Annotated in this window: 16 protein-coding genes and 1 pseudogene; 2 read left to right on the top strand and 15 right to left on the bottom strand. The window is 47.7% G+C overall.

The window, feature by feature from the left end; genetic code table 11:
* From pstB to FND36_12990, 11 genes are all read right to left on the bottom strand, one after another.
* Positions 1-750 carry a phosphate ABC transporter ATP-binding protein gene (gene pstB, locus FND36_12940; protein QDW74867.1) on the bottom strand — a complete coding sequence of 250 codons (750 nt, stop codon included), beginning with the start codon at positions 748-750 and terminating at the stop codon, positions 1-3.
* 12 nt (positions 751-762) lie between these two features.
* Positions 763-1,638, bottom strand: coding sequence for a phosphate ABC transporter permease PstA (gene pstA / locus FND36_12945; protein QDW75635.1), 876 nt, complete (start codon positions 1,636-1,638; stop codon positions 763-765).
* Between the two features lie 7 nt (positions 1,639-1,645).
* A complete protein-coding gene (gene pstC / locus FND36_12950; GenBank protein QDW74868.1) occupies positions 1,646-2,521 on the bottom strand; it encodes a phosphate ABC transporter permease subunit PstC in 876 nt (291 codons plus the stop codon).
* A 1-nt stretch (position 2,522) separates the two neighbouring features.
* Complete coding sequence (locus FND36_12955; protein ID QDW74869.1) at positions 2,523-3,437, bottom strand: phosphate ABC transporter substrate-binding protein; 915 nt, start codon at positions 3,435-3,437, stop codon at positions 2,523-2,525.
* Between the two features lie 314 nt (positions 3,438-3,751).
* Positions 3,752-4,639 carry a YitT family protein gene (locus FND36_12960; GenBank protein QDW74870.1) on the bottom strand — a complete coding sequence of 296 codons (888 nt, stop codon included), beginning with the start codon at positions 4,637-4,639 and terminating at the stop codon, positions 3,752-3,754.
* A 138-nt stretch (positions 4,640-4,777) separates the two neighbouring features.
* On the bottom strand, positions 4,778-5,605 hold the full coding sequence (locus FND36_12965; protein QDW74871.1) for an amino acid ABC transporter ATP-binding protein: 828 nt from the start codon (positions 5,603-5,605) through the stop codon (positions 4,778-4,780).
* Positions 5,589-6,299: an amino acid ABC transporter permease gene (locus tag FND36_12970; protein QDW74872.1), complete on the bottom strand. Its 711-nt coding sequence runs from the start codon at positions 6,297-6,299 to the stop codon at positions 5,589-5,591. Before FND36_12970 ends, FND36_12965 begins: the two co-directional genes overlap by 17 nt.
* Positions 6,300-6,384: 85 nt before the next feature.
* On the bottom strand, positions 6,385-7,251 hold the full coding sequence (locus FND36_12975; GenBank protein QDW74873.1) for a transporter substrate-binding domain-containing protein: 867 nt from the start codon (positions 7,249-7,251) through the stop codon (positions 6,385-6,387).
* 162 nt (positions 7,252-7,413) lie between these two features.
* A complete protein-coding gene (locus tag FND36_12980) occupies positions 7,414-8,238 on the bottom strand; it encodes an undecaprenyl-diphosphate phosphatase (protein QDW74874.1) in 825 nt (274 codons plus the stop codon).
* Positions 8,239-8,267: 29 nt separating this feature from the next.
* Entirely contained in the window at positions 8,268-9,113 is an 846-nt protein-coding gene (locus tag FND36_12985) for an HAD family phosphatase (GenBank protein QDW74875.1), read from the bottom strand.
* Complete coding sequence (locus FND36_12990) at positions 9,097-9,684, bottom strand: DUF1444 family protein (protein ID QDW74876.1); 588 nt, start codon at positions 9,682-9,684, stop codon at positions 9,097-9,099. Before FND36_12990 ends, FND36_12985 begins: the two co-directional genes overlap by 17 nt.
* Before the next feature lie 193 nt (positions 9,685-9,877).
* Between FND36_12990 and FND36_12995 the strand changes: the two genes are divergently transcribed.
* Positions 9,878-10,939: a cell wall hydrolase gene (locus FND36_12995; protein ID QDW74877.1), complete on the top strand. Its 1,062-nt coding sequence runs from the start codon at positions 9,878-9,880 to the stop codon at positions 10,937-10,939.
* Between the two features lie 86 nt (positions 10,940-11,025).
* On the opposite strand, the gene ltrA is transcribed toward FND36_12995, so the two are convergent.
* Together ltrA and FND36_13005 are read right to left on the bottom strand one after the other, a co-directional pair.
* The gene (gene ltrA / locus FND36_13000) at positions 11,026-12,417 is read right to left on the bottom strand and encodes a group II intron reverse transcriptase/maturase (GenBank protein ID QDW74878.1); all 1,392 of its coding nucleotides are present in this window, start codon (positions 12,415-12,417) and stop codon (positions 11,026-11,028) included.
* Positions 12,418-12,525: 108 nt separating this feature from the next.
* Positions 12,526-12,678, bottom strand: a complete 153-nt coding sequence (locus tag FND36_13005; GenBank protein ID QDW74879.1) for an arginase — start codon at positions 12,676-12,678, stop codon at positions 12,526-12,528.
* Between FND36_13005 and FND36_13010 the strand changes: the two are divergent.
* Positions 12,627-12,841: pseudogene (locus FND36_13010) on the top strand (hypothetical protein). The gene FND36_13005 and the pseudogene FND36_13010 sit on opposite strands and share 52 nt — an antisense overlap.
* A gap of 79 nt (positions 12,842-12,920) precedes the next feature.
* Here FND36_13010 and FND36_13015 read toward each other — a convergent pair.
* Positions 12,921-14,654 carry a 4Fe-4S dicluster domain-containing protein gene (locus tag FND36_13015; GenBank protein ID QDW74880.1) on the bottom strand — a complete coding sequence of 578 codons (1,734 nt, stop codon included), beginning with the start codon at positions 14,652-14,654 and terminating at the stop codon, positions 12,921-12,923.
* Positions 14,648-16,480: a glutamate synthase gene (locus FND36_13020; GenBank protein ID QDW74881.1), complete on the bottom strand. Its 1,833-nt coding sequence runs from the start codon at positions 16,478-16,480 to the stop codon at positions 14,648-14,650. The genes FND36_13015 and FND36_13020 overlap by 7 nt, the downstream gene beginning before the upstream one ends.
* Positions 16,481-16,731: the final 251 nt, after the last annotated feature.

The following is a 16,731-nucleotide window of genomic DNA, read 5'->3' on the forward strand; positions in this document are numbered from 1 at the left end:
TTAACCAAACCTCCCTGTAATATAATCTTCTGTTCTCTTATCTGCCGGTATTGAGAATAATTTTTCTGTATCATTGTACTCGATCACTTCGCCCAGCAGAAAGAAGGCGGTATTATCTGACACACGTACAGCCTGCTGCATATTGTGCGTTACCATAACAATAGTATAATCCTTTTTCAGGTCCATCGCAAGGTCTTCAATCTTTGACGTAGAAATAGGGTCCAGCGCGGATGTTGGCTCATCCATCAACAGCACCTCCGGCTGTACCGCCAAAGCTCTGGCGATACAAAGTCTCTGCTGCTGCCCGCCTGACATGCCAAGAGCGCTCTTTTTCAAACGGTCCTTGCATTCTTCCCAAATGGCCGCATCTCTTAAGGACTTCTCAACAATATCATCCAGTTTCGCTTTTGAATGTATGCCATGGGTCCTTGGTCCATAGGCAATATTGTCATAAATGCTCATCGGGAACGGGTTGGGCTTCTGGAATACCATGCCAACCCGCTTCCGCAGAAGATTCACATCTACATCTTTAAAAATATCCTCTCCATCCAGAAGGATGTCGCCTTCGATCCGGCAGCCTTCTACCAGATCATTCATGCGGTTGATAGATTTGAGCAATGTGGATTTTCCACATCCGGAAGGCCCGATAAACGCTGTGATCTTATGTTCTTCGATTTCCAGATTGACATTTTTCAATGCCTTGAAATCGCTGTAGTATAAATCCAGATTTTTGATACTTATTTTCGACATTGTTCTCCCTCTCTATGCTTTCGTTAATCTCTTAGCCACAATACTGGACAGTGTATTGATCCCCACTACCAATACCAGCAGGATGACTGCTGTGGCATACGCCTGATCCATATACAGTCCTTCACTTGCCAGATTATACATATGCACCGCAAGTGTCCGTCCGGAACTCATCACACTTTTGGGAATATCGGCAACTGTTCCGGCCGTATAGATCAAAGCCGCCGTCTCACCCACGATACGTCCGATAGCCAGGATCACGCCGGCCAAGATTCCAGGGATCGCGGATGGAAGGACAATACGGAATACCGTCCTTAGCTTGCCGGCTCCTAATCCGAAACTGCCTTCCCGATAAGAATCCGGCACCGCTTTTAAAGCCTCTTCTGTACTTCTCATGATCAGCGGCAGTACCATGATCGATAAGGTAAACGCTCCCGCCAAGATTGAGAATCCCCATCCACAGGTAGTAACGAAAAACAGCATTCCAAACAATCCATATACAATAGAAGGGATTCCCTGAAGGGTCTCGGTAGTCAGCCGGATGACCTCTACAAATTTATTTCCCCGTTTTGCGTACTCCACCAGGAAAATGGCGGAGAAAATCCCAAAGGGAACCGCGATCAAAAGAGAAAGGGCAGTCATGATCACCGTATTGATCAATGCCGGCATAAGAGAGGCGTTCTCAGAAGAATACTCCAACGAGAACAGGGAAGGTTTGATGTACGGCAGTCCATTGATCAGGATATACGCGATCAAGAAGATCAGCACCGCAAAGGTGACGATCGCTGACAGCATGACCAGGATCATAACGATCATGGAACCAGGTGTTCTGGTATATCCTTTCATCCTCTGTCCCAGCGTCATTTCATTTTTTGCGCGTCCGGCTGTCATTTCATTCTTACTCATGGCTGTTCCCCCTGTTCAAAAATGCTACGCAGAAGTTAATGATCAGGATAAACACGAACAGCACAACGCCTGTCGCGATCAGTGCTTCTCTATGAAGATCCGTCGCGTATCCCATCTCAATTACGATATTGGCTGTCAAAGTCCGGACTCCCCGGAAAATTCCCTGAGGCAGTCTGGCCTGGTTTCCAGCCACCATGATCACCGCCATGGTTTCGCCGATGGCACGTCCCACACCCAGCACGATCGCTGCTACAACACCGGATTTAGCCGCCGGAAGCACTACCCGGAAAATTGCTCTTTCATGAGTTGCCCCCAAGGCAACCGCTCCCTCATAATACTGTTCCGGGACTGCTCTCAGAGAAGATTCTGTCAGTCCGATGATAGTAGGCAGGATCATCATGCCAAGAAGCAGAGAGGCGGTCAGCATACTGCTCCCGTTTCCTCCAAATCCCAAGTCTCGGCCAAGCTGGCGCACCAGCGGTACCAGAACGACCAGTCCAAAGAAACCATAGACAACGGAAGGGATTCCTGCCAGCAGTTCCGTTGCTGTTTTTAAAGGCCTGTAAATCTGTTTCGGACAGTAGAACGCCATAAACACAGAAGTCAGGATTCCGATCGGAACACCAAAGATGATAGCGCCCGCGGTCACATATAAGCTTCCTACGATCATAGGAAGGATTCCATAGATATCATTGTTCGGCTTCCACATGGTTCCAGAAAGGAACTCTATAAAGCCGATCTCAGACATTGCGGGAAGTCCATTTGCAAATAAGAAGACACAAATGAGAGCTACCGCCAGCACCGAAGCGCAGGCGGCAATGAAGAACACTCCCCGCATGAATTTTTCCGTCCATGCTTTTGATTTCATATTATTCTGCTACCTCATCCCATGTAAGAGCTTCGCCAGTATAGATTGCTTTTACCTGATCGCTGCTCAGATCTTCTACCGGGTTGTTATTGTTTACGATTACCGCGATACCATCGGTTGCGATCACCTGTGCCTCAAGGCCTCCCGCAAGCTCTTCCTCTTTTACTTCTCTGGAAGCCATACCGATGTCATAAGAACCGCTGATGGCATTCTCCATACCTGTAGTAGAGTCTGTAGTCTGCAGTTCGATATTCGCGTTTGGATTTACTTCCGCATATGCCTCGATCAGTTTCTCCATTACTGGGGATACAGAAGAGGAACCGCCAACAACCACATCTCCTGCCGGAGCGTCTCCCGCGTATGCTTCTACGCCGTCAAGCGGAATATATCCTTCTTCCGCAACAACAGCCTGTCCTTCTTCGCTCATGATGAATGAGATAAAGTCTGTTGCTGTCGGGTTGTTCATGTCTGTCTTAGTCGCAATATTAAACGGACGAGAAACTTTGTAGTCGCCGCTCTTTACATTATCAGCAGTTGCCTCAGCGCCATCGATCTTTACTGCTTTTACGCTGTCATCCAAAGAACCAAGAGATACATAACCAATCGCGTAGTCATCACCAGCAACTGTGGTCAACATAACAGAAGTGCTGTTTGTAATCTGAGCTTCCTCTGTTGTCATGTCAACATCCTCACCGTCAACTTCTTCCTGAACACCAAACAGTTCGATGAAAGCTCCTCTTGTGCCAGAACCATCTTCTCTGGAAACAATGGTGATATCCATAGAAGAATCAAAATCGCTAGAGCTTCCAGATCCTCCCTCGTCGGAACCAGAATCAGATCCGCCGCCGCAGCCGACTGCAAGTCCTGCGACCATAGCAACTGTTGCTAAAACTGCAATAAACTTTTTCATTTTCATTTGATTACTCTCCTTTTGTTTACTAGATTTTTGAGGTATTGTTTTCTTCTTCACAAGTGATATCATATCGGGCAAATGTTAAATCCGAAATCTGCTGAATGTTAAATCTATGTAAAGTCCTGCCGGGGCCGGGGGATTTTTAAAAATCCCCCGGCCCAAACTAAAAATGCCCTGTCCCTTTTGAGGCACTAAAAAAAACAGGATACATTTTGCATCCTGTTTTACAGTATCTTCATTTTCTTTTTTATTTATACATTCTTCTGACCAGGCTTCCCGCCTGATCTTCACGCTTTCTCTCTTTTTGTCCCCCAACATTACAAACGCTTTTCAAAATTCCCCTCTACAGAACAGCCTTCCGTAAATATCATAAACGCGTTGGGATCGATGCTGTGCACAATCTTCTTGATCTGCGCCACCTCATATTTAGAAATTAAAACGAAAAGAATATAGGATGTTTTGTTTGTATAAGCTCCTTCTCCGTCCCAGTTCGTTACGCCACGTCCCATCTGCTCCATGATCGCCTTAGAAATCCCCAGTTTCTTTGTAAAGATCATTACACTCATGTTGATATTCTGAATATGTACCCGATCAATAGCAAGAGACAAAACTGTCGTATAGATCAAAGAATATACAACAATCTCAATGTTAAACATAAAAAGGCAGATCACATACACAAAAATATTCATCAAAATATTAATCTTGCCCACGCTGACATTTTGGTATCTTTTGGAACAGCAAAGTCCGATAATATCCTGTCCGCCTCCGGAACTGCGGCCCCGCAGCACAAGCCCTGTTCCGGTTCCCGCAATAAGACCTCCGATGATACAGGCCGTTAGATAATCCTCAATGATCGGCGCCGCCGGAATAGGGATCACCGAAAGCCAAAGACTCTGGATTCCTACGGTGATCAAGGTCTTGACCGCGAATTCCTTCCCGAGTATCCTTAATCCCATGTAAAAAAGGGGAATATTAAGTATAAAATAAATCACACCGGACAAATCGACACTTGCCGGCACAGGAACATGCAGGACACTTACCACAAACGTCCGCAGCAATTGGGCAAATCCCATAAATCCTCCATTATAGAGCCCCAATGGAGTGATCACAAGGTTCACCCCCGCGGCAAACAGCAGACTGCCTCCCACTGCGTAAACACTTTGAATCAGCCATTCTTTATTCTTTACATCTAACACTTTTTTCATCGCTCAATCCCGTCCCTCTGTCGTAAAATAGTAATCCCAGCCCATTCTAGCATTTCGACCATGAATTTACAATAGGGGACAGGGCTTTTTCAATTGGGGCCGGGGGATTTTTAAAAATCCCCCGGCCCCAATTGAAATTTATAATATCTTCGACAAAAATTCTTTTAATCTTGGGTCTTTTGGATGATCAAAGAATTCTTCCGGCCCGGCCTCCTCTTTGATCTCACCCTCATCCATAAATAATACTCTGGAAGCGACTTCTCTGGCAAATCCCATTTCATGGGTGACCACTACCATGGTCATTCCCTCTTTTGCCAGCTGCTTCATCAGCTCCAGAACTTCTCCAACCATCTCCGGATCCAATGCTGATGTTGGCTCATCAAATAAGATCACATCCGGGTTCATAGCCATTGAACGGATGATCGCCACTCTCTGTTTCTGGCCGCCGCTCAATGTTGACGGATAAGCGTCCGCCTTGTCGTCCAGGCCAATCCGCTTTAAAAGTTCCAGCGCCTGCCTCTTCGTTTCATTTAAAATCTGTTCCTTCGTCTCTGTCACCGGAATCAATTCCTTCTTGTTTTTACCCCGGAACAGGTTCTGAAAACGGATCCCGGCATTCTTTCTCTTGGTCTTTTTCAAATCCTGACAGCGCAGATAGGCGGGAGCCAGCATGACATTCTGAAGCACCGTCTTATTATTAAACAGATTAAAATGCTGGAATACCATCCCCATATGCCGGCGATGTACATTGATATCCACACTCATATCCGCAATATCTACACCCTTAAAAATAATACTGCCGCTTGTAGGATCCTCCATGCAGTTCAGACAGCGCAGGAACGTAGATTTCCCAGAACCTGACGGACCGAGTACCGCCACAATGTCTCCTTTATTGATGGTAATGTTAATATCCTTCAGAACCTCAGTTTTTCCGAAGCTTTTCTTAAGATTAATTACTTCTATCACTCTTCTTCAGGCTCCTTTCCATCAATCGAATCAACAATGTGATCAGCAGCACCAGTACAATATAAATCAGCGCCATTACCAAGTATGGAACCATAAATTCATAACTGTTGCTTCCGATATAATTAAATGCTACATACAAGTCCGCCGCCCCTACAAAGCTGACTACCGATGTCTCTTTGATCAAGGCGATAAACTCATTTCCCATTGTAGGAAGGATATTTTTGACTGCCTGCGGGATTACGATCTTGGCCATCGTAGTGCCAAAACTTAAACCTACCGCACGCCCGGCTTCCATCTGCCCAGCGTCTACAGACTGGATTCCGCTCCGCATGATCTCAGAAATATAGGCGCCGCTGTTCAAGCCAAATACCAGCATCGCCACCTGAACCCCCGTAATCTGCCAGCCGATGATCGGAAGCAATACATAATAAAATACCAGGAGCTGTACAACCGTTGGCGTTCCCCGGAATAGCGCAACATAAAAACTGCAGATTCCATTTAAGATCCGAGGAAGGCGTTTATACTTTGGCAGCACCCTCACCGTCGCGATCAAAGTTCCGATCAAAGTCCCCAAGATCAGACCTGTGACCGCGATCAACAGCGTATTCTGAAGGCCTTCAACGACTCTCACATAGCCGTTTTGTTCCAGAAAAATTTCTATAAATTTGTCTACTTTCTGACTAAAATCGCCCATCTTTTTCCCTTCTTAAAAGAAGGAAGGCGTTATCCATACATAGCCGCCTTCCTTTTTTGCTCATCCTGTTCTTACTGTATGTTTCCTACTGCATCTCATTGATAGATTCTGTGATCGCCGCCGCCGGAGCCGCATCGATGATCACGTACTGGATCTTGCCCTGCAGCATATCCTGGACTGCCAGAGAACCACTCTTATATGGAACACATTTTGCAGGAAGCCCTGGGAAGCCCCAGCTCTCATCGCCTTCTACATAATACTGCCCTGTCGTTCCCTGCTGAACGCCAACAGAATCAGAAGACTCCAGTTCTGCCAGTTTTGCGGCTACCGCATCCGCATCTTCACAGTCATCAAAAGAAGTATCATTGCTTGGCACGATCAGCCGCTGAGAAGCCTGATAATAAGGATCCGTGAATGTTACGTACTCTTCTCTCTCCTCGTTGATCGTAAGTCCTGCCATGGCAATGTCGCATTTCTGCTGGCTTACAGACAGACATACCGCATCGAAGTCCATATTCTGGATGACCAATTCCTGTCCCAGTTCCTCAGCCAACAGAGCCGCGATTTCCATGTCAATACCATAATAATCTTCACCCTGTGTATACTCAAATGGTTCAAACGCCGCATTCGTCGCAACTACAAGCTGGTCCTTAGAAGTATCCAGCGCTGCGGACTGTACAGCCTCCGGCTCACCGCCGCCAAAATATTTATCACAGATTTCGTCAAAAGTTCCATCTTCCTGGATCTTTGCGATAAACGCATTCACCTGTTCCAGAAGTTCCGGCTGGTTCTTATCCACACCAAACGCATACTCCTCATTGGTAAGATCAATCTCGATCACCTTAGCAGTTACTGCTTCTTCACTTCCTTCTTCCCCATTTCCCCCGCATCCGACAAGAAGACCGGCCGCAAGGATCATCGCCAGGAACAACGCTGTAACCTTTTTCATCATTTTTCCCTCCGTTTTATTCATAAATTGTATAATCATACAGACTATCCTCATAATTATAACATGCTTTTTCTAAAAAACAAGCCCTGACCCTTAGAAACTTCAAAAAGGGACAGGGCTTTTTTAAATAGGGCCGGGGGATTTTTAAAAATCCCCCGGCCCTATTTAAAAGATCCACTGCACAAACGCCACAATCAGCACAAGTGCTCCCAATATAATTCGATAATAACCAAATACTTTAAAGTCATGCTGTTTGATATATCCCATCAGGAACCGGATCGCCACTATAGAAAGTCCGAAAGATACCACACAGCCAAGAAGCAGGTACCCCAATTCCGCCGCAGTAAAGCTGAAGCCAAATCCGATCAGCTTGATCAGGCTTGCTCCGAACATCGCGGGAATTGCTAAAAAGAAGGTAAATTCTGCCGCCACTTCTCTAGACACGCCTATGATCAGAGCTCCGACAATAGTCGCTCCTGACCTGGAGGTTCCTGGTATCAGGGCCAGCATCTGGAACACTCCGATCCACAGCAGCATCCGCACCGACAGTTCTGATATCTTTGTAACCGCAGGGCGCCGACCTTCATTTCGCTTTTCGATCACAATGAACAGTACGCCGTAGACAATCAGCATGAGCGCCACTGGCACAGACCAATAAAACAGGCGGTCCAGGGTATCGTTAAATAAAATTCCCACAATTCCCGCCGGAACCGAGGCGATCAGTACTTTAATCCACATCTGCCAAGTTAGAAGCTTCTGCTTCTTTGTCTTTTTAGGGGAAAATGGATTCAGCTTATGAAAATACAGTACTACTACCGCCATGATAGCTCCAAGCTGTATGACCACATTGAACATCTCCATAAATGAATCGCTTAAATTGGGCTGAAGCAAATCCCCCACTAGAATCAGATGCCCCGTGCTGCTCACTGGAAGCCATTCCGTAATACCTTCGACAATTCCAAGCAGAATCACTTTTAATACATCTAACATGTCATCTCTCCTCTCTGATTTCTTCCTTATTAATTATCTTTCATATTTCCTTCCAGATAACGCCGAATGGTACAGGCAACCCCATCTTCGTCATTATTTCCCGCTTTTATATCTGCCGCCGCTAAGACTTCCGGCACGCCATTAGACATTGCCGCTCCAATCCCAGCTGTACGCAGAAGCTCCACATCGTTGGCTCCGTCCCCAAACGCCAAGGTTTCTTCTCTGCGGATTCCCAGGCGCTCTGCCACCCACAGCAGGGCTTCGCCTTTATTGATCCCTTCTGCATTTACTTCAATATTATAAGGAAGAGCCCCCGTCACTTCAACTCCGCCGAGGCGTCGTACTTTTTCAAACGCTTCCTTTTTTTCCTCATCGGAGGCAAAAAAGGCCTGAACCTTATCTACCCCTCTATTTTCTTCTTCAAATTTCTCTACAAGATCCAATACTGTCACCCGTGTCGCCCGGATGTACTCTTCCATGACCGGATCTGGTATGTAATGGCTTCCTTTCTCTAATTCTGCCGTCTTCACATAGCCTTTGCCGTCATAATAGATCTCTCGTAGTGTATCATATTCTCCAAAAATATCCAAGACATTTCTCGCTGTTTCAACAGATACCAGTTTTTCCCAGACCGTCTTTCTCTCTTTTGTCTCCACGATCCTTGCCCCATTTGCCGTGATCGCGTACTCCGCTCCGGCCAATTCCAGCAGCTCCTCCGGGATAGCGGTCAAGGGACGTCCTGTAGCGGGGAGCAGGCAGATTCCCCTTTCCGCCGCCATTTTTAATACTCTTTGCGTCTCCTGTGTCACCTTTTTATCTGTTGTCAAAAGTGTTCCGTCTAAATCGAAGGCGATCAGTTTAATCCCGCGTCTCATAAACCGTCAAATCCTTTCTCTTCTGGGAAAACAGCATAAGCGATGTGCTGATCCTTTCGCCAGACATATCATAAGCGCCTTTTCCATGCTCGATCATCTTGTCTACCACTTCTTTTTGACCGGCAGGCGCAAAAAGAACTGTATCCTTTGACGGCGCCATGATCACCAGATCATCCTTCAGTTTATCTACACACACCTGCCAAATATGTTTGAAGCATAAAGAACTCGCTTCATGAAGTCCATCCGCGATAATCCCAAACGCTCCGTACCATGTATTCCCGATTACAAATTCCACATCTCTTGCCAAATTCTCGCACGCCTGATGATAAAGTTTTTCGATATCCGCTTCCGGAGGCAGCATGTTGTCTTTCAATATCTCATAAGTTTCCTCTCCCCGGCGGATCGCGAAGATCACCTTTAAGTCTCCTGTAAAGGCAACTACCGGCGTATCCTTCTCCGACAGATTTTTCCCATTCAGCGCGTGGCTGTCCTTGATCTCTTTCCTGATCCAGGGATAGATACGATCTTTGATCTTCTCATACTGATAATGTTCTTCTTCGTATTTCTTCATCTTTTCTTCCTTTCATCTTTATAACATATTGAACAATTCTTTTCGTTATGTTCTAAAATCTGTTTCTGTCCTTTCTACTTTTACATCCATTTGTTACAAAACCGTTACATTTATTTTAACAAAGTTTGCAATATAAAGCAATTTGTTGTATAATGTATTAGCACTTACAAAAGACAGAAAGGAAAGGTATTGAATGAGTATTAAAAAGAAACAACTATTACGGTCTGTCTTAGGGTTTCTATGCGCCGTAACACTTGCTTCTTCCGGAATCTCTGTATATGCTGCGCCCTCTAGCCAGGAACTCGAAGAGAAGACCTCTAATCTTCAGGGAGAACTTGATGATCTGAACAGCGAACTTGCTTCACTTAGCAAGGAACTTGACGAAACATCTGCGGAGATTGAAACACTTTCTGCCGATGTAGAAAAAGCGAAATTAGATTTGGCCGCCGCCAAATTAAATGAAGAATCCCAATATGAATCCATGAAAGACCGGATCAAATTTATGTACGAGGGCGGAAGCGCTTCTCTTCTTGAGATTCTGTTTTCTTCCGAGAACATGGGGGATTTTCTCAACAAAGCAGAATATATAAATACGATCAGCGATTACGACCGGAATATGCTGGAGGAATTCCAAAAAGTCCGGGCCGATGTAGAACAAAAGCAGCAGGATCTGGAGGATAAACAAAAAGAGTTAAAAACTCTCCAAAGCGATCTGACCAGTCAGCAGGAAACTATCAACGCAAAAATTTCTTCTACTTCAGGTGAACTGGCAGATTATGAGTCTCAGCTGGCACGCGCCCAGGCGGCGGAGGAGGCCGCGAAGACCGCGCAAAATAACAAGGTATCCGGCTCCACTTCCAGTGATGATTCTAACAATGGCTCAACAAACAATTCTGGTTCCTCTATATCTGCTGATGTCAGTGATGTGGCATTGCTGGCGGCTATCCTGCAATGTGAAGCAGGAGGAAGCTATGACGGAATGTTGGCCGTAGGGACTGTCATTATGAACCGTGTGGAGAGTTCTCGCTTTCCTAATACGATCCGGGGTGTCATCTATCAATCAGGACAGTTTTCCCCTACCTGGAATGGATCTTTAGACCGGGTTCTTGCAGCGGGACCGTCTTCGTCCGCATATTCCGCGGCGCAGGCAGTTCTTGGCGGGACAAGATATTCGGCGGTTGCTCACTGCTATTACTTTAATGCCGCATGGACAGGCAAAGAAGGAATCAATGTAGGCGGCAATGTTTTTTGGTAAGATACTTAAAATACAATCGAGTAGGAGGGAGTGATTAACTCCCGTCCTCTCACACCACCGTGCATACCGTTCGGTACACGGCGGTTTCAATAGTTGACGTGCAGAGACTGATAAGCTGTGGTTAAATCATAGAAACCCCAGTTTATCAGTCTTTCTTTAGTTAGCGCTCTTTTGACCACGCCTGTGTTAGACATCCTCCAGTAGGATTTCCTACTGTATGCTCCCTCACAGGCTGCCCATTCCGGTAAGCCCAGTCCCATCAGTTTTCTTCTTCGGGTCTTTGGCCGTTTCCACTGTTTCCAGATACACATCCGTATCCGGCGGTACAGCCATCCGTTCAGGCTTTCGATATTCTTCTTCATGTCCGCTATCCCATAGTAGTTCAGCCATCCTCTCATGTAGACTTTTATCTTCTCCATGGTTCGGATAATACTCCCGCACCTGCTCCGGGAAGTGAGCTTGCGCAGTTTATCCTTGGCTTTCTTCCACGACTTTCCATGGACACGGACGTAGATTCCTTTTCCGTTCTTCCCAAAACAAAAGCCAAGGAACTTAAAATTTCCGATTGAGAACACGCTGACTGTCCGGCTCTTTTCCCGATTCACTTTCAGCTTCAGCGTTCCCTCCAGATACTTCGTACTGGATTCCAGCAGTCGTTCTGCCGCCCGCTCACTCTTCGCCAACAATACAATGTCATCTGCATAGCGGATACACGGCACACCCCGTCTCTGGAATTCCCAGTCGAACTCGTTCAGGTACACGTTTGCCAAAAGGGGAGAGAGATTTCCTCCCTGTGGGGACCCTTCCTTTGTCTCTGTTACAACTCCGTTCTCCATCACTCCGCTTTTCAGGTATCGCTTTACCATCTGTATCACCCTCTCATCTTTTACCTGTTTTCTCAACAGGTTTAGCAGGATTGTATGGTTCAGCGTATCAAAGTACTTTGACAGGTCAAGGACGACCGCCCTTGTATAACCCCGTTCCATGTACTCTTTTATCCTGTGTATGGCGTCTTTTGCCCCATGTCCCGGACGATAGCCAAAGCTGTCATCCGAAAACAGCGGCTCGTAGATTGGCATGAGCTGCTGGAGCATTGCCTGTTGGATGATGCGGTCAATGACCGTTGGGATGCCTAGCTTGCGCACCCCTCCGTCCGCCTTTGGGATTTCCACCCGTCTGACAGGAGACGGGGTATACTTCCCCTTTCGGATTCTCTCTGTCAGTTCGTAGTTGTGCTCCTTTAACCATGGCAGGGCCGCTTCGATGGTCATTCCGTCGACTCCCGGCGCTCCCTTGTTTGCTTTTACTCTCTTGTAAGCTCTGTTCAGGTTATCTTTCGCCAGAATCTTACCCAAGATGTCCGACTCTGCACTGTCCCTTTCCTTCCATATCCGGTTGAATGAGCGGTGCGCTCTCACATACCCTTTGCGTTCCGCGCTATCTCTTTGTGAGCAGCTTTCTCCGTTTTCTGTACCCATCTGCCCATTCCTCCTTTCCCTGTCGTACTAAGGGCTCCTATTGATTTAGCCCTTCGCCGAAAAAACTTCCGGCTACTATGGCCTCTGCTGACTTCTGTACGCTCAACATTACCTCTCGATAATGGTTACTCTTTTTAGAGCATTCCGCACAGACCTCCCTGGGTACCACACGTTTCTTTCCCTCCATCTATCTGCCGCATTTACTGTACATGATTCCGTGTAGCTATCGGGCTTCGTCTTGTATAGCAGACTTACCCTCATGTACAGCCTTCTATACGATTTCTGTCCGTCAGACCAGAGGTTTGCCCATGGGTTAGTAGGTTCCCCACATCCGGCTTCCTTCAGATTCCACCTTGCGGTGGACACCCTTGCCTTCGGCTATATCCTTCCCACTACCGGGCGGATTTGGGACTTGCACCCTTAAGAAACGTGCGCCGCCAGGCGCACTATAGAAAGGCGGCACACACAATGTGTACCGCCTTTTCTTATTCCAGAAATCTTCTCTACAGCGCGCGCCTATGTTCCGTATGTAAAAGCTGATGCGCCCTATGAGACAATGGCTTCTCAAAAAACTCTGCGTACATCTGCATAACATCTCTATTTTCGTGCGAAAACCGGATGTTTGACTTTTCATCCAGCGAATACAGCTGGCCCCCTCTCTGGAAAGCAAGCTCTTCCCCGTCATGGATCGGCTGTCCGCCTCCACCTACACATCCGCCTGGACATGCCATCACTTCTACAAAATCATAATGCGCTTCTCCCCGCTGGATCTTATCCAGCAGCGCGCGAGTATTTCCCAGACCGCTGACAGCCGCGATCTTTACTGTGATATCATCAATCGCGAACTCCGCCTCCTGAACGCCCTGATTCTCCTGGAATCCCCGGCTTCTCACTTGACGGAACGCATCTGCCGGAGGATTCTCACTCTTTATCAGATAGTAAGCCGTCCGGAGCGCCGCTTCCATAACACCTCCGGTAGCTCCAAAGATAACGCCCGCGCCAGAACCCTGCTGCATCGGCCGATCACTTTCAATGTCTTTGAGCGTTGCCGGATTGATATGCGCCGCTCCGAACATTTTCACCAATTCCCGTGTTGTGATCACCGCATCTACATCGTGTCCCGCATACTCTTCGTAAAACAGTTCCATCTCTCGCTCACTCTTCTTTGCGACACATGGCATCACAGAAACCGTATAGATCTTCTCAGGCTCTACTCCAAGCTTCTGAGCAAAATATGTCTTCATTACCGCGCCAAACATCTGCTGGGGTGATTTCGCCGTAGAAATCTGCGGAAGAAGGTGAGGATACTGTGTCTTCACAAACCGGATCCATCCCGGGCAACAGGAAGTGAACATCGGCAGTCTCTTTAATTCTCCCGCAGTAAACCGCTTCACAAACTCGTGCGCTTCCTCCATGATCGTCAGATCTGCGGAAAATGTGGTATCAAACACGTAGTCCGCTCCCATCCGTTTCAACGCGTCCAGGATTTTCCCTACCGTTGCCTCTTCTGGCTTCAGTCCCAGGCTCTCGCCCCAGGCCGTCCGCACTGCGGGCGCCACCTGTACCACAACAACCTTTTCTTTATCTTCGATCGCTTTCCAGACTTTTTCTGTATCGTCTCTGGCGCTCAAAGCTCCGACCGGACAATGCGTGATACACTGCCCGCAGAGCGAACAGTCTGCCTCTTCGATCTTTCGGTGGCCAGACACATTGATCGTAGTCATAGATCCGGTGCCTTCCACATCCCAGATTCCAAGCCCCTGGACTTTATCGCAGATCTGGACGCAGCGCATGCACTTGATACACTTAGAGTAATCCTTGATCAGTGGGAATCCCTTATTCCAGGCCCGCCGTTCGATCTGTTTCTCGTAAGGAACATCCAAAATATTCAAGTCATTGGCAATCGTCTGCAGCGCGCAGTTCCCGCTCCTTGAGCAGGTTACACACTGGCCGTCATGCTGGGAGAGCAGAAGCTCTACCGTTGTTCTCCTGTGACGGCGTACTTTGGGGCTGTTTGTATAAATGACCATCCCTTCTTCCGCCACATTATTACAAGAAGAAATCAATTTCTCCTTGCCTTCCAATTCCACTACACAGACTCTGCAGGCCGCGATCTCATTAATATTCTTGAGATAACACAATTTGGGTATCATGATCCCAATCTGGGCGGCAGCCTCCATGATCGTGGTATTTTCCTCTACGGAAACTTTTCTTCCGTCTATCGTAAGATTTACCATAATGTTTCTCTGCCTCCCTTAAATATTCCGTATCCGAAGTGATCACAACGCAGACAGCGGGATGCCTCCTGCTTCGCCTCTTTCTCCGTCATACATTTTTCCACGCCTTCAAAATCATGGACTCTCTCACACGCTTCACGCTCTGTCATATTGACTCTTCCACAAGGGCTCCTGTCATCCAGGCGGGGCTCCGGAATCTCCACATCACAGGAGATCTCATGGTGATACCCCAGATACTCATCAATATTGGCTGCCACCACTTTCGCCGCCGCGATCGCCTTGATCACAGAAGCAGGGCCGCTGGCACAGTCGCCTCCCGCAAATACTCCCGGCATATTCTCAAAGGTTCCGGTACTTTCTGTCACAATCTTTCCTCTTGCCACAGGAATTCCCGCTTCCTCGAAATGGCGGGTCTCGATATTCTGTCCAATCGCCACGATCAAAACATCGCATGGAATATAAATATCTTCTTCTCCCGTTGGCTTGATGCTTGCTCTTCCATCTTTAATAGCGCTTACCATCTGAGGTGTCACATAAATACCTTTCACATGGCCGTTTTCATCCACATCGATGGCGGAAGGCGCTTTTAAGGTCTGCAGCTCGATCCCCTCTGCCACCGCTCCATCTATCTCACCTGGCAGGGCCGTCATATCCGCCACACGCCGGCGGTACACGATGCTGACCTTGGAAGCTCCAAGGCGCTTGGCTGTACGGACAGCGTCCATAGAAACATTTCCTCCGCCGATGACCGCTACCTGCTTCCCTGTCAGATCCAGGATCTGTTCTTTCCCGACATTTCTCAAGAATTGGACGGCAGAGATCACACCTTGCGCATCTTCTCCTTCCAGTCCCAGCTTTTTATCCGTGCTGGCGCCGATCGTGATCAAAACCGCGTCATATTCCTCACGCAGCTCCTGGATTGAAATGTCCTCTCCAATCTTCAGTCCGTGCTTCACATCCACACCTGTCTTCAAGATCGCGTTGATATCCTCATCCAGACGTTCCTTAGGAAGACGATAGTTGGGAATTCCATACCGGAGCATTCCGCCAAGCTTCGGCAGCATCTCATAAACGGTCGCCTGATGGCCCATCAGCTGCAGATAATAGGCCGCGCTAAGACCTCCTGGGCCTCCGCCAAGGACCGCCACTTTCTTACCTGTCTTCGGCGCGCATTCAGGCGGGTCCACCTCGCCGGCGAAATCCGCCGCGACCCGCTTCAAACCGCGGATATTTACGGAATCGTCCACCATATTTCTGCGGCATCTGGCTTCACACGGATGTTCACAGATAAATCCGCAAGTCGTTGGAAATGGATTATCCTTGCGGATTAAACGAATTGCGTCCGCGTAACGCCCTTCCCCAACCAAAGCCACATACCCAGGGATATCCACATGAGCGGGACATAATGACACACAGGATACGGGCTGGTTATAACTGCAAGTACAGCGTCCGTTCTGAATATGTTCGATGTAATCATCCCGGTACCCAATCAGCCCCTTATAGACCATATTGGCCGCTTCATACCCCACTGCGCAGTCCGCCGTTTCCATGACGGAAAGCGCTGTTTCTTCCATCACGTCTAAAGTCTCCATTGTTGCCCTTCCGTCCAGGACGTCTTTGATCAGATGATTTAGCTGTCCAAGACCGATCCGGCACGGCACACATTTCCCACACGTCTGAGCATGGCACAGTTCCAGAAATGCCCGCGCCATATCCACTGGACATAAGCCCGGCGGACTAGATTCGATCCTCTTTTCCAGGTCCTTATACAGGCCCTCCATGACGATCCTCGCCCGTTTTGGGGAATCAATCTCCAACCTGCTCATTACATACCTTCCTCTCTTTCATATAAATTGTCGTCACCTATGACACACTTTTTTTATTATAACATTTCTACAAAAAAAAGGAAGAAAATTGCCGAAAGTAGATTATTTAACACAAAAAGTTCCGCCATAGGGAAGATTGGAAGGAATTCATGCTTGCATGAAATTCCGGCCAGTCTTCCCTATGAGCGGAGCGTCCGCATATGAGCAAAGCAGCGGCGGCAGCCGCGGGCAAGCCCGGACGGGCGGGCTTT

The sequence above is a fragment of the Lachnospiraceae bacterium KGMB03038 genome (genome assembly GCA_007361935.1).
Taxonomy (GTDB): Bacteria; Bacillota; Clostridia; order Lachnospirales; family Lachnospiraceae; genus Massilistercora.

What these genes read in the sequence shown, in the direction of transcription:
- FND36_13020 (QDW74881.1), bottom strand. Translation starts at nt 16,480, where the DNA reads ATGAGCAGGTTGGAGATTGATTCCCCAAAACGGGCGAGGATCGTCATG.
- pstC (QDW74868.1), bottom strand. Translation starts at nt 2,521, where the DNA reads ATGAAATCAAAAGCATGGACGGAAAAATTCATGCGGGGAGTGTTCTTC.
- pstB (QDW74867.1), bottom strand. Translation starts at nt 750, where the DNA reads ATGTCGAAAATAAGTATCAAAAATCTGGATTTATACTACAGCGATTTC.
- FND36_12990 (QDW74876.1), bottom strand. Translation starts at nt 9,684, where the DNA reads ATGAAGAAATACGAAGAAGAACATTATCAGTATGAGAAGATCAAAGAT.
- FND36_12980 (QDW74874.1), bottom strand. Translation starts at nt 8,238, where the DNA reads ATGTTAGATGTATTAAAAGTGATTCTGCTTGGAATTGTCGAAGGTATT.
- FND36_12995 (QDW74877.1), top strand. Translation starts at nt 9,878, where the DNA reads ATGAGTATTAAAAAGAAACAACTATTACGGTCTGTCTTAGGGTTTCTA.
- FND36_12960 (QDW74870.1), bottom strand. Translation starts at nt 4,639, where the DNA reads ATGAAAAAAGTGTTAGATGTAAAGAATAAAGAATGGCTGATTCAAAGT.
- FND36_12955 (QDW74869.1), bottom strand. Translation starts at nt 3,437, where the DNA reads ATGAAAATGAAAAAGTTTATTGCAGTTTTAGCAACAGTTGCTATGGTC.
- FND36_12970 (QDW74872.1), bottom strand. Translation starts at nt 6,299, where the DNA reads ATGGGCGATTTTAGTCAGAAAGTAGACAAATTTATAGAAATTTTTCTG.
- FND36_13005 (QDW74879.1), bottom strand. Translation starts at nt 12,678, where the DNA reads ATGAGGGTAAGTCTGCTATACAAGACGAAGCCCGATAGCTACACGGAA.
- FND36_12975 (QDW74873.1), bottom strand. Translation starts at nt 7,251, where the DNA reads ATGATGAAAAAGGTTACAGCGTTGTTCCTGGCGATGATCCTTGCGGCC.
- pstA (QDW75635.1), bottom strand. Translation starts at nt 1,638, where the DNA reads ATGACAGCCGGACGCGCAAAAAATGAAATGACGCTGGGACAGAGGATG.
- ltrA (QDW74878.1), bottom strand. Translation starts at nt 12,417, where the DNA reads ATGGGTACAGAAAACGGAGAAAGCTGCTCACAAAGAGATAGCGCGGAA.
- FND36_13015 (QDW74880.1), bottom strand. Translation starts at nt 14,654, where the DNA reads ATGGTAAATCTTACGATAGACGGAAGAAAAGTTTCCGTAGAGGAAAAT.
- FND36_12985 (QDW74875.1), bottom strand. Translation starts at nt 9,113, where the DNA reads ATGAGACGCGGGATTAAACTGATCGCCTTCGATTTAGACGGAACACTT.